This is a genomic window from Methanobrevibacter sp. (genome assembly GCF_036307625.1).
Taxonomy (GTDB): Archaea; Methanobacteriota; Methanobacteria; order Methanobacteriales; family Methanobacteriaceae; genus Methanocatella.
Genome location: NZ_JAXJXF010000096.1, coordinates 1 through 14,260, shown reverse-complemented (window position 1 = coordinate 14,260; position 14,260 = coordinate 1). Strand labels below are relative to the sequence as shown.

The window sequence follows — 14,260 nt, the reverse complement described above, 5'->3', positions numbered from 1 at the left end:
ATCCGGATGATATCCACCACCCAAATCAATTGCCAATACTTCACAGTTTTGGACTTTTTTAAAAGCTTCGGCTAAAACTTCATGACGTCTTACATCACCTGAAATAAACTCGACATTGTCAAAATCATCCAGTACCCCAACGGCTTCGGGAGAATTGTCAATTGCTATCACATTGCAATCTGAAGAAAATAATTGGGTTGTGCCTCCAAGATGACACCCCAATTCAATTACAGTATCTCCGACATTGACCAGGTCTGTCAAATCCTGACGATATTTTTTGATGTCATAGCTTAATTTAATCATAAACGATACCAATTTTGTTGAGTTCACATATATGTAATCCATCAATGTCTAGTTTTTTGAAAACATCTTCATCATATGCAAAAGCAAATGCAGTATTTCCAAGCATTGCCATTGAACTACCCAAAATATCACTCGAAGAATTAAAATAATCAACTAAATTTTTAACATCGTCTGACATTAACTTTGTCTCATTTGAAAATTTGTTGGAAAAAGACAAAAAATTCTCCACGGTAGGTTCCTTTTCAAACAATTCCAGATATTTCAAACCAGCTTCAGAGAGTATCTGTTTTTGGTGAGGATCACGAATTATATCTGCAGTTTCAATTGGTCCAAATGTCTTGTAAGCTACAAAAACATCTTTCTTAAATGATTTTATCTCACCAATTCCCGGAGCGCCTGATTTAGTCCTCAATACCATCCCCTGGCCAGTCTGGGCAATGACATCACCTAGTCCACCACCCAAATTTATTTCTGACATATGGGCAATTTGACCACATAGCTCTTCAGAATAACCCAAATTGAGAAATTCATTTATAGCCAATGTTAAACTAAATGCAGAAGCGGCAGATGTTCCAAAACCAGCACCAATCGGAAGCTGTATATCCTGCGTGATTTTAAATGCATCATCGATTTCCAAAATTTTTAAAACCTCATCAATTACTGTCTCATCTCCCTGATTGACATCGACAATCAATTTGTCTGCAGGAGATATAGTGGTTCTAACACCCTTGGAAAGCAGAAATCCCACCCCACAGGATCCGTTTTTTAAACTTATCTCATGGCTTTCGATGTTGAAAAAACCTGTAATGTGTCCAGGTACAAAAACTGATTTACTCATAATATATCTATTGTCTTTCCAGTTAATTAAAATTTTTGACCAATTTCATATACCTTTTTAAGGTCTTCTTCAGCTTTATCAGCATCGCCAATTAATTTAACACCGGCAACTTCCAAAGTTTCGATATATTCAAGTTCAGTGTTGTTCATGAATGGCTGTGCCTCAGTAAGTTTAATGTATGGCTCATAGATATTCTTATCAGGGAAAGTAACTAAAAATATCCATACCTTTTGAAAAGTCATTACTTTTCAAATGCTCTCTATAAAATTATTTAATAAATTTTGTAGAAAGTGGATATTATGGATAACGAGCTATTAACTGAAATACATTTGATGAAAAATCATTCTGAAAGAACTCAACTACTTTATAAATATGCAGTAAAGAGATATACTGAGTTCTGTTCAATGTCTATGGAAGAACTTTTGGAAGAAGCAGAACAAGAAGAAGATAAAGGTATTAAATGGAAAAAAAGAACATTAAAAAGAAGATTATTAACATTTAGACAACATTTATTACAAAATCATACTTTAAATACAATGTATACTACATTGCGACCAGTAATTGCAGTATATAAATACTACGAAATTGAAGTATTTGAATTACCTCCTGTTAACAAAAAGAATGTTGCTACTCCAGCACCGGTAAGATTTAGTGATTTGCCTGATAAAGAAATTTTAAGAAAAGCAATAAGTATTGCTAATCCAATTTTGAAAGCTATAATTTATTTTATGGTGTCTAGTGGTTGTGCTAGAAGGGAAACTTTAAATTTAACAATTGGAGATTATATTACTTCTTTAAGCAAATATACAAAAAAAAACTAATATTTATGATGTAATTGAGGATTTGGATGATGCAAAACATGTAATTCCAACTTTCAATATTCGTAGACAAAAAACAGATAAATATTATACTACTTATTGTACTCCTGAAGCAGTAAATGCAATAAATTCATATCTACTTAGTAGGACTGATCATTTAACTGATGATAAACAATTATTCAAAATTGGAAATTGTTATTTTTCAGATTTGTTCGCTAATATGAATGGTAAATTAGGCTTAGGGAAGGTAGGAAGTTATAATCGTTTTAGAAGTCATATGCTTCGTAAATTTCATGCTTCAGCACTTTATAATGACGGTATGAGTTAGATAATGTAAACGATTTGCAAGGTAAAGCTAAAAACAAAACTGATGCTTCTTACTTCATGACTAATCCTGAAGATTTAAAAAATGATTATGTTGAGCATATGCATGCTGTTACATTAAATAAAGAAGTGGAAAAATTATCTATTAAATCTCCAGAATTTATCGAAATAGAAAATGAAAATAAAGAATTAAGATCTGAATTGGATGAAATTAAGTCTGATATTGATAGTCTCCAAAAAGTTAAGTCTGAACTTGATGGTCTTAAAAAGGTTTTGGGTAATGGGAAATAATAATTTGTGGCCAATAGTTTTATATTGGTTTGTGTTCAATGATCATTTGCAGATGCTATTGGAAGCCTATTTAAATCAAATGAAAACAATTTTTTTCAGTAGCATTTGCATTTTTCATTGGTTTTGATAAAACTCTTTTTAGGGGTCTGAATTTTTTAGTTTTCTGAAAGTTGTTGTATGGCGGTTTTTGAGTAAAATCCTTGTGATATGATTAGTGCTCCTAAAAATACATTTAAATAAACAGTTTTTGCTACTGATTTTGGTGTGTATTTATGTATTACTCTTAAATTTAGTCCTTGTTTGAGTAATTTGAAGAAGTCTTCTATTTTTCCTCGGATTGGTTTGAATTTTTGCCAATTGTCGAGTTTTTTGAGTAATTCGTGTTTTAAATTCTTGTAAAATGGTTTTTGAACTAATATTTTCTTTGTTTTTTTAAATACTTGTAATGGATAGGATAATTGATCATTGAGCTTTGTTCTTTTGAAATTGTCTTTTGGAAAAATGAATGGAACAATTTTATATTTGCTAATTCCCAATTGATAGTTTTTATAGATGTAATAGCCTTTATCAAAGATTAATATGTCTCCTTTTTGTATAATTCGTCTTTTTTGCGATTTTCCATTATTTCGTCAAAAAGTTTTGCATCATTGGGAGCTCCAGAATGGATTAAAATTGAAACAGGATCCATATTATCGTAATCGATGATGACTGTGGCTTTAAATCCAATATAAAATCCTTTAGAGGATGAATAGCTCCATTTTAAATTTAAAGTTTTTAGATGTTCTTTTGTCTTTTTATTTCTGTTAAAATTGAAATCTAAGTCAATTGGTGTTGCATCAACAATAAATATCTTTTTCCCCTTCTCTTTACTCTATTTTGGTGGTTTAATATCCTATTTAATACTTTTAAAAGTTTTTCAGAGTCCTGAAGTGAAAGAGTTTTATAAATTTGATCTGCAGTTAAAATTTCTGAAATATTAAAGTATTTTTGAAGTTCTTTTTTGGATTCAAGTTCATTTAATACGAATGGAATATCTAATCCAAAGAACATGCTGATAAATATGATTTTAAAAGTAGTTATTTGTTTATTTAAATTTTTAAATCCACAGGATGCTAAAATTTGTGAAGATTTTCTAGAATCCATAATTTTAAATATTTCTTTCAACAAAGTATAATTTGGGTCTTTAATATCTAAATTTAATCTGTGTTTCATTTTTATCGCCAAATAAATATATGTAACACATAATACTTAAATTTAACGATATTATTGCACCCTTTTTAAAAATTAATGTTTATTCAATTGTATTTTTAGAAACTAAAAATGTTAACCATCACAAAATATAAAAATAAGATAAATTAGCTTGAATTTATATCAAAAAAATTCAGGCCCCCTAAATATTTTGATGTAAAAAAAATGCTTTATAATCCAAAGAAAACCAATTAAAAATGCAGTCATTCCATATTATGAAATAATATTGATTTAAAAATAAAAAAAAGAAAGGATATTAATTGTATACAATTAATTCCCTAAAATATTTTCATGATTTCGTATGAATTCTTCTTACTCATTGCAGTGACCTGCTCTTTAGCTAATTTAACAGTCTGTTGAACAAATTTAGCATAGATTTTATCAAGAGCAGCTTTTTTAATTAACTGATCTGTAATTGGTGCTAATTTATTAGCTGCTGCCCCATATGGAACAAAACTGATACCATTAGCTACACCTTTTAATACTCTTACCCAGAAGCTGCTGTAATCCTGATGATCATTGGAATAGATAAATCCTTCCAAAGCACCAAAACTACCGCCAATAAGAGCACCGGCACCCATTGATATCAAATTCGCAGCCGCAACACCTGTTGCACTAATTGCCCAACTGGAACCCATAGTAACAGCTAAAGTTACTAAAAATATACCAGTTTCAAGCATTTGAACTTTCCAAGCAGGTGCAGGATTTTTTTCAGTAATTTTAGGTATTATATTAGTAACAGAAACAATTTCAACGGAACCTTGCTTATTATAAATATCCACATTTGATTTACTATTATATCCATAGTTGTTTGTGAAAGTGGATATAATAAAGTGAGTAGCACTAGTAGTGTAAACAGCTCCACCATATTTTGCATAATTGCCGTTAAATGTAGTATTTAAAACATTCAAAATACCGCCTTTATTAACGATAGCACCACCATAATCTTCTTTGAAATTATAATCCACCCTATTGTTATTTAATGATGAATTAGTGATTGTTAAAGATCCGGAATTGATTATTGCCATGTTAAATCCTTCAATGGACAAGTTTACGATATTGACTGTAGAACGTGAAGTGGTTGTTAAGAATTTGGTTTCGTCACTATCTTTTGGATTTGACACAAAAACCCTTGCACCGTTACCGTTTAAAATCAACATTCCATAATCCATTTCAAATAATGTATTTGAATCCGGGAAGATAGCATAACTTCCAGGTTTGAAAGTTACGTTGATAATATCATATTCCTTATTGTTTTTAACAATTTTGGAAACTTTTATCAAAGATGAAATGCTGTCTACTACTGCATTGTATACACTATAACCAAGAGAATCTCTAGTTAAGCAAATACCACTCTTATCTAGTTTAATACTGTCTTTACGAATACCTTTACAATTTACTAATTTAACAACTGAGTTTCCAGTGATGTGCAAATTGCTTGGATCTCCATTTTTCCAAACTAATTTGGATACAATTTTATTGTTTGAAAATGTACAGTTTGAAAATAGAGCGTTTGCAGAGTCATCACTGTAATATGCACCACCTGCATTAGCTCCGTTATCTTTAAATGTGGAATTATAGCAATAAACATGACCATAGTTTCTAACAGCACCACCGAAATCTCCGGTTTTACTAATGTGGTTAATTCTATTATTCTCAAATGTACAATTTATCGCAATAAATGTTCCATAGTTAATAATAGCTGTGTTGAAATTTTTAATGGTCATATTAACTAAAGTTAATGACCCTGATTTTGGAACATATGCAAAATGATAATCATTAAATACTAAAGCATCCGGATAAGCTATTGTAGCTCCATGACCGTTTATAACAACAGGCTTAGCACCTACATCAACCAAGTATTCATCCTGAACAATGGCAGGCATTAAACCTTGATAATCAGTTCTCCATTCATCCTGATGTTTATCACGGTAATGTTCATATTTTGCATTATATACGCCCGGAGCCAAATTGAATACATATGCTGTAGCATCATCTAAAACATTATATAATCTATATATTAAAGAGAATTTACCATCTTTTAATCTATTCCATTTTAAAAGTTCATCAACTGAAGAAATATTGTAGGTTAATGTATTATTTTTATTATATGAACCTGTTTTCATTATGCTTATACTTGCAGCGGTTTCAAGATAACCGTTGGCAACAATATGATTATATGCATTGAAATCATCATCATAAACTACAATCATACTTTTATCAACGGCACGCACATTATCTGATTCAGCCTTAAATTGACATTTTATGAAATTGGTTACTGAATTCTTTTCACCATATAAAACACCACCCATAGTGTTTTCATCATGGCTGCCAAAAGTCACATCATCGTTTTTGTTATGATCAAAAATACAGTTTTCAAATGAAGCCTTGTATTTATTGTAGATTACAGAAGCCGGTGTTTTTGTTTGGAAAAATTTAGCGTTGTTTTCTACAAATACTGAATTGGTACAGCTGACGTCACCAGCACTTGAAAATACACGATAAAATTTCTTAAATGTCACATTATTAATGATTGTTCGAGTACTTGGTTCCAAAGCCATGAAATTATGGTGATAACCGTCATCTAAAGTAGCTCCATTACCATTAATGAATAAAGTTCCATGAGTTAAATGAATAAGATAATACCATTCCTGGTCTCTCCAGAAGTTATCAGTGACCTTATAAGTTTCCTTTTTAAGATTGATGATAATAACATCTGCTCTGAACTCCTTGGCAGATATTTTTCTTAAAACATTAGTTAGCTCAGCAGTATTTGAGGCTGTGACATTGTATAATATGAAAGCCTCACCCCGAGGTAAAACATATCTATAGAGATTATCTCCAAGAGAACTGACCATGGTCAGATTCTTAATTGTGAATGTTTCATTACCGCTTATAGGCAGGAATGAACCATAGCTTGCATCATTCAATCCCAAATCCATATTGGAAAATTTATTTGAAACTGTAATGTTTTCATGTATGACAATATCTCCGAATTTGGTTGTAACAGTGTATTTTCCCGCAGCAACATTGAGTCTGAAGTAAGCAATACCATCTTCGGAAATGTTGCTGTTGAATGTTTTACCATTTATTGTGAATGTAACATTGCTGCTGTTTGTTGCATATTTACTGTTGAACTGGACAACATAAGGATCATTGATGTTGAACAGCATATTTCTTTCTTTAATATTCAGCTTATTTGTGAAAGTTTGATTGGTAACAGGATTTATTGCTTTAACAGTGTAATTGCCAGGTTGCAAATTAGCATACAGACTAGCAATACCATTAGTAACATATCCAGTATAGTTGACATTGTTAATGTTGAACTTTACTGCAGTATCATTAGCCAAGAAATAACCTTTTGAATCTTTAAATACAGCAGAATAATATTTATCTTCACCGAATACATTATTTAAATCATAACCGTAAACACTGATATATGAAGCAGTGGTTTCAAATGTTAATTTTTGGAACTGGCCGACTGAAATAGTAATTTTATGAATTCCAGTCTCGTTTGGAATATATTTTAGTTCCAGGAAATTTCCGTTAACTTTCTTGTCAACAAAAACACCTTTTTTGTCTGATGAATATGATATTTTATCGAATGTATAATATGGAACATTGCCTGTGAATGATATCTTGATAGATGCTTTTACATCAACATATGAGTTTTTATCACCAGAAACACTTACGCTGACAGGACTGTCATCGTTTTTATCAGTGTTACTTCCAAAGGTATGGTACTCTTTCAATTGGTTTCCAAGAGGAACACCATTAGCACCCCACCAATTATTGTTGACAGCATCGTAATAACCACTATTGAAAACAGTCACTCCCTGACCGCTTGCAGAATTTCCTATGAATGCATTATTGGTTAATCTTAAATGAGCATTTTTAGAATCTGTGTAGAGTACTCCACCACGTTCCACACCATTATTAAATTCAAAATAACAACCATTTATATTTATAGTACACTCTTTATTAATGTAAATTGCTCCACCGTCTCTTTTTCCACCGTTTTTAATTTGATTTGAAATAAAAACGGAATTTTTTATCTCATTTGCTTTTTCTGTATATATTGCACCACCATAGTTTTCAGCCCAGTTATTGGCAAATGTACAATTATCTATGTTTACAACACCATTTGAACGAATTGCACCACCATAACGTCTTTCTTTACCTCCTGCCGCAGTATTTCCAGTGAAAGTGCACTGAAGGAATTTGAGATTAGTGGAACTGCTGTCACTGTGTATTGCTCCACCGTCACCGGCTGTAGCTGAATTGTTTATGAAACTGCATGATTTGAATGTTATGTCTTTACATTTATTGTTGATATAAAGCGCACCACCAAAATCAGCGGTTACCTTATTTCCAATGAATTTTACATTTGTGATGTCATTTGATATTGTGGATGTGTAAATAGCTCCACCATGATTTTTAGCAGTATTTGACTGGAACAGACCGTTAATTCCGAAGCTGATGTAATCTGTATAGATTGCTCCACCTTTACCGTCTGCAGTATTGCCTGTGAATGTGGAGTTGTCTACATGAGTCCATTTGTATGAATAAACAGCTCCTCCACTACCGGAAGAAGCTACATTGTTGTTTAAAATACAGTCATTTATCAATGTACGTTTTACACCATTGGAATAGATAGCTCCTCCGCTTTTAGCATTGTTACCTGTGAATATACATTTATCAAATACTCCATCTTCTGTAGTAAATACCGCCCCACCATCATTAGCCTTGTTGTTTGTGAATTTGGAGTTTTCTGCTGTTAAATCTTTTTTGGATATGATTGCTCCACCGTCACTTTCTGCCTTGTTTGAATCGAATACTGAATCGGTAACAGTACACATTCTCTGAGAGTAGATTGCACCCCCTGAACGTTTAGCGGCATTATTTAAAAATTTTGAATTTTTGACTACAATATCTCCTTTTGAATATATTGCCCCGCCATGAACATCAACATTATTGTTTGTGAATGTTGAATTGATAATGGTTAATGTATCTTCCACGTTATTGAAAATAGCTCCACCATAATTTTTAGCATAATTGTTTTTGAATGTACAGTTAATAACTATGTATTTAGCAGAACCTGTTATGTATATGCATCCTCCTGTTTGGTAATCATCATTTTTACCATTTACAAATATTAGATTTTTAATAGTGATTGTTCCTGCTGAAGATTTCAGTCCCTGTTTGGAACAGTTGATTGTATGACCCTTACCGTCAATTGTAATGGTTTTATCTATTTTTAGAATATTATCAGTACTTTGATAATTTGTATCCAAAACTAATGTAGAACCTTCAGAGGCATTATTAACTTTTTTCTGCAAATCATCAAAACTGCCCTGTGACAGTACATTATCATTAGTCAAAAGCAATTTTGAATCTTCATCAATTGAAGCATCGCCATTTTCAATTGCTTCATTATTATTTTGAAAAATATCTGTTTGATTATTGGCGTCCTGCGCTGCAACTGAAGAAATTGAGCATAATGCAAGCAATAACAAACAAATAATCAATAATTTAGATTTCATTTATAAAACCTCATATAACCCTAATTTTTACCTTTTTGGATATTGTATTATAATAATAATTACCGGAAAATTTAACTATAGAAATAAAAGTTCCTTTTTTTGTTAATTTAGTTATTTTGAATATTGCCTGACCTTTAGAATTAGTTTTAGCAACATATAATTTTCCATTAACTTTAAGTGTAACTTTCAAGTTCTTCACCGGTTTATTTTTATAATTCTTCAATACAACTGCAAATTTTTTAATTTTCAAAGAGCTCTTGTAGGTATTAATTTTAGCTGCGATTTTAGTATTTTCTTTAAGTATTCTAATTTTAACAACTTTGGAAGCAGTATTATAATTTGAATCAGCAAAAGTAATAGCTAAATTTTTATAACCTGCTTTTAATATCTTGAATTTAACTGCAGAGATTATTAATGTAGCAATACCTTTTGAATTGGTTTTTGCAGTTCCCAAATATTTGCCATTAACTCTAACAATAACTTTTTTACCTACAATAACTTTTCCTTTGCCGTCTTTAAGTGCAATGTTAAATTTGTTCGGATAGTTTATAATAAATCTTTTTGCAAATGCAATTACAATAGCTTTTGATTTAACTACTGTGACATTGTACTTAAGTGCAGGATCATTATATCCTTGTCTAACATAATTTACGGTTAGGGAGTATTTTCCTACATTTAATTTAGGAACAGCTATTGTTGCAGTACCGTTTACGACATTTGCTGAGTATGTTTTTCCATTGATTTTAGTTGAAACAACTCCTCCATTAATCGGATTACCGTTTTGAGTTATTGCAACAGGTATTTTAATTATCTCACCATATGTATACTGATCAATGCTGTCATCAATTTCCATTTCAATTCCATTTAAAATAATTGGAGTGTCGGAATCGCAATTTTTTGTTATGATATTGCCATCCTGTGAAATGATATTGTTACTTTTATCTTTTGCTTTGTTTGCCTCAAAAGAAACTCCATCAACCACAACTTCACCGGCAGCAGCTACCGCTCCACCTGAATTTGCAGTGTTTTTTGTAAATGTTGAATTTGAAATATTACCATCTGCTATTGCAACAGCACCACCAGTTTCAGCTTTATTTCCAGTAAAATCAGTGTTATTGATTGTTGCTTCACTATCCGCATAGATAGCTCCACCATAGGATGTAGCGGAATTAGATTCAAATAATGAATTGTCAATATTGCCGTTATCCTCAATCATTACAGCCCCACCGAAATCTGCACTATTATTCTCAAAGTAAGTTTTATTTATAGTTACATCACAATAATTGTCACCGTATACAGCTCCACCGTTTGATGCATTATTTGCTAAAAAATAACACTCAGTAATATTTCCATCCATACTTTCCCAATAAATAGCACCACCGTAATCATCAGCAGTGTTGTTTATAAAAGTAGACTCCATCACATTAAAAGGACCTATTAAAAGGTATAATGCTCCAGCCGTATCGGCAGTATTGTTTATAAACTGAGTTTCATAAATTAGTCCTCTGTCATTTTCCCAGTATATTGCTCCACCAACATCTGCAGTATTTAGTTCAAAATTACTATAAGACAATGTGAAATTTCTTCCATAGACATATAATGCCCCACCAGCTTCATAAGCTGTGTTATTGTAGAAAGTGGAATCAGATATATGACCATCTTCACCATACCAATAGACTGCTCCACCGTTATCTGCAGTATTGTTTATAAATTCACAACCAGACATGAGTCCAGAAATACCTGTCCAGTCAACAGTTCCACCGCTTATACCAGTATTATTAATAAATCTACAATCTTCAAGCAATCCTGAATTACCTATCCATTCAATAATGTCATAAGAATTGTATAATTCCCAATTTATAAAGTTCATATTTTTCAATACTACGTTATCTCCATGGATTCTGAAAAGAAAAGTCAAATTTGATGAATTTCCATCAAATGTATGCCCCTGACCGTCTATAGTTACATTATTTTTTAATATGGTTATCCCTCTATTGTCAGGAGTACTGTCATTATTAAAGTAATAATCCTTTTCTATTTTTACAACGGAATTATCATCAGAATTTTCTATTTCATCACGAAGATCACTGATAGTTTTAGAAGTTTCTGTTAAATTTTCAGATATTGAAGATTCCAATACTTTATTAGAATCATCGAAACTGGTTAAAACCGTTTCTTTATTATCTTTTATAGTATTATTATCTTCAGCGGACACTCCCGCTACAGACACTAAAAGGCACAATATGGCCAATACTATAAAAATTTCTTTAGTTTTCATAAAAATTTACCTCAAATTTTCAAAATTTTAATACATTATTAATATATCTAAAAATTCATTTATAAATTTTTAGTAAATAATGTAATTTAATAATAAAAATTAAATAATATTAAAAAATAATTTTTAAAAAATATACAAAAAAGAGAGTAATATAATAGTAATTCATCCCTTTGTTGAAAGTTACTAATTTTCTTTTTAAAAACAGTTTTATCCTCCGTATCATTCTTAGAATAGAAATAACTTAATCAGTCTCTTTTCCATAATTTTTTCCCAATTACTCGCTATTATTGCTGCAATATTATGCATATTCATCTTCATTTACCTTGAAAAAAATATAAATACAGTTAATATAGAATGGCAGAACTTAGAAACATATATATAAGTTTAGACTAAACTGTGTTTAATAAGATTGAATTGGGGAATGCATGGGTAAATATCATAGCGGCCTTTCCGTTGAACTTTTTTTCAGGATTATTGAAAATGGAATAGAACCTGTCAATGACTGTTTTTGCCTGTGCGGCCATTTGACCAAAGTAAATTGGGGAATCAATAATGATACTAGCTCCTTCTGCAAGTTGATTGATTATTTCAGCTCCGTCATCATCAAATTTGCAGTCTTTACCTTTTGCACAGATTTCACAGCCGCTGCACGGATTAATGTCCAATCCACTAACATAATATTTGATAACTTCATGGCCATTGTCTTCGCAGCCTTTAATCATTTCATCTAAAACACGATTTGTATTTCCTTTTTTTTCTAGGACTTGCCTGTATAGCTAAAATTTTCATATAATCAACCTCAAAATAAATTAATGAATTTGAAATATTTAAAGGTTGTTAAAAAAAGTAAAAAGAAATAGAGAAAAAAAACAAATCTCTATTTTGTTATTTTAATTTTTTTGGTTACGCTATCTTTAGAGTATGCCACTTTGTATTTGTAAGATTTGCCAACTTTGAGCTTACTTAAAACTTTTTTAGCAATGGTAAAAGTAGCTACACCCTTTTTATTTGTTTTTGCAGTGTATTTTTTACCGTTGAATTTTAAAGTTACCTTTTTGGAATACAAATACTTCTTGTTTACCTTATTTAAAGTAACTTTTACTTTTAAAGCTTTTGTTTTCTTAGCTTTTAGGTTTTTGGCAACCACAACATGTTTTGAGACAATCTTATTAGCTACAGATATGTTTTTATAGGATGCAGTTATCCTGTATGATTTTGCAGGTAGTTTAGGTAATTTAATTTTTGCATAACCATTCCTATTAGTTACTGCAGTGTATTTTTTGCCGTTGACTTTGAATATAACGGTTTTGCCTTCCATAGCTTGAGTGTCTCTAGTTAAATGTACAGAATATACTGCTCTTTCAACACATGTAACAGCCACATTCTTGTTTTTGTCTATTTTGATTTTATAGATGTGAATTACAGTGTTATTGGTGATACTTACATACTTTTCATCACCAGTGTATCTCATTACAACCTTATGATCTCCAGGCTCCAAATCAGATACATCTACAGTAGCGAAACCATTTTCTATAGATTCCCCATATGGTACACCATCTACAATTACTATGAAAGAACCTTCAGCATTCTCAGGAACTGTTAAAGTAAATTTAGCTTCACCGGAATCATCTGAAACTTCTATATTGAATTTACAATCATCTTGAGATAGTGTTCTTTTATGCACAAATACCTTTACAAAAGCATGGGATGGAAGATATATGTCGTTTCCTTTAAATTCAATGGACAATTCAGCAGAACCTTCATGGAATGCTGTGATTATTCCTTTTGAATCTACATCAAATACGTCCCAATCATCACTTGCAAAAGTTAAATATTTGCTACTTGCCGGAGCATCAACAGGCAGTAAAACCCTGCCCAAGTCATATTCATCGCCTGAGTACAAGTAAATATTTCCAACATCAATTGAGGTAGGAACTTTTGAAACTGATACTATTACTGTTTTTTCTGAAGGAAGATATTTCCTGTCACCTTCAAATTTAATGTTAATTGTAGCATTTCCTGATTTTTTAGCTTCCATTACACCATACTGATTAACAGTTACAACATCAGGATTGCTTGAAACATATTTCAAGGCAGCACCATTAGGAGTAACACTGGCATTTAAATCCAATTTATCGAAAACAGTTAAACTGTATGATGTATCTGCAACAACATGGGTCGTATATTTTGAAACTGATACATCAACAGTTGCACTGGATGCATGATACTCATCATCACCGGCATAACTTACGGTAATTTTAGCTTTTCCCTGAGACCGTGCAGTTATTTCACCAGTGAACGGATTAACCATTACTATTTCCGGATGGTCACTCACATAATTTAAATTATGGATTTCAGGACCGTGTATTAAAACCGCTTTAATGAAGTCAGTATCATCCACACGCAATGCCTTTGAAGGAGAATCCACTTTAACAGTAGTTGTTTTAGTAGTCACTTCCACATTTACAGTTGCATTAGACGGTTTGTATAATTTTTCACCGTCAAAGGTAATGGTAATTACTGCATTACCAATTTTATTAGCTGTAATTGTACCGTTATCATAAACAGTGACAATGTCAGGATTGCTGCTGACAAAGTGTATTTTATAATCTAACGT

Annotated in this window: 9 protein-coding genes and 2 pseudogenes; 3 read left to right on the top strand and 8 right to left on the bottom strand. The window is 31.4% G+C overall.

Going from position 1 to position 14,260, the window contains the following annotated elements; all coding sequences use genetic code 11:
• The 3 genes from UIB65_RS06080 to UIB65_RS06070 form a co-directional block, all read right to left on the bottom strand.
• A partial coding sequence (locus tag UIB65_RS06080) for an SAM-dependent methyltransferase (RefSeq protein WP_330040267.1) occupies nt 1-303 on the bottom strand: 303 nt, incomplete at its 3' end.
• Nucleotides 296-1,141, bottom strand: a complete 846-nt coding sequence (locus UIB65_RS06075) for a pantoate kinase (RefSeq protein ID WP_330040266.1) — start codon at nt 1,139-1,141, stop codon at nt 296-298. The genes UIB65_RS06075 and UIB65_RS06080, both read right to left, overlap by 8 nt.
• 26 nt (nt 1,142-1,167) lie before the next feature.
• Complete coding sequence (locus UIB65_RS06070; protein WP_330040264.1) at nt 1,168-1,383, bottom strand: hypothetical protein; 216 nt, start codon at nt 1,381-1,383, stop codon at nt 1,168-1,170.
• A 57-nt stretch (nt 1,384-1,440) separates the two neighbouring features.
• Here UIB65_RS06070 and UIB65_RS06065 point away from each other — a divergent pair, with 57 nt between their 5' ends.
• The 3 genes from UIB65_RS06065 to UIB65_RS06055 are packed head-to-tail and all read left to right on the top strand — an operon-like array spanning nt 1,441 to nt 2,574.
• Nucleotides 1,441-1,962: a hypothetical protein gene (locus UIB65_RS06065; RefSeq protein WP_330040263.1), complete on the top strand. Its 522-nt coding sequence runs from the start codon at nt 1,441-1,443 to the stop codon at nt 1,960-1,962.
• A gap of 22 nt (nt 1,963-1,984) precedes the next feature.
• Nucleotides 1,985-2,287, top strand: coding sequence for a hypothetical protein (locus UIB65_RS06060; protein WP_330040261.1), 303 nt, complete (start codon nt 1,985-1,987; stop codon nt 2,285-2,287).
• A 14-nt stretch (nt 2,288-2,301) separates the two neighbouring features.
• Entirely contained in the window at nt 2,302-2,574 is a 273-nt protein-coding gene (locus UIB65_RS06055) for a hypothetical protein (RefSeq protein ID WP_330040260.1), read from the top strand.
• Nucleotides 2,575-2,729: 155 nt separating this feature from the next.
• Here the strand turns inward: UIB65_RS06055 and UIB65_RS06050 are convergent.
• The 5 genes and pseudogenes from UIB65_RS06050 to UIB65_RS06030 form a co-directional block, all read right to left on the bottom strand.
• A pseudogene (locus UIB65_RS06050) lies at nt 2,730-3,786 on the bottom strand (transposase).
• 314 nt (nt 3,787-4,100) lie between these two features.
• Complete coding sequence (locus UIB65_RS06045) at nt 4,101-9,365, bottom strand: right-handed parallel beta-helix repeat-containing protein (RefSeq protein ID WP_330040259.1); 5,265 nt, start codon at nt 9,363-9,365, stop codon at nt 4,101-4,103.
• 10 nt (nt 9,366-9,375) lie between these two features.
• Nucleotides 9,376-11,643 carry a hypothetical protein gene (locus UIB65_RS06040; RefSeq protein ID WP_330040258.1) on the bottom strand — a complete coding sequence of 756 codons (2,268 nt, stop codon included), beginning with the start codon at nt 11,641-11,643 and terminating at the stop codon, nt 9,376-9,378.
• 389 nt (nt 11,644-12,032) lie between these two features.
• Nucleotides 12,033-12,389, bottom strand: a pseudogene (locus UIB65_RS06035) (flavodoxin family protein); the annotation flags it as partial.
• 131 nt (nt 12,390-12,520) lie between these two features.
• A partial coding sequence (locus tag UIB65_RS06030) for an Ig-like domain-containing protein (RefSeq protein ID WP_330040257.1) occupies nt 12,521-14,260 on the bottom strand: 1,740 nt, incomplete at its 5' end.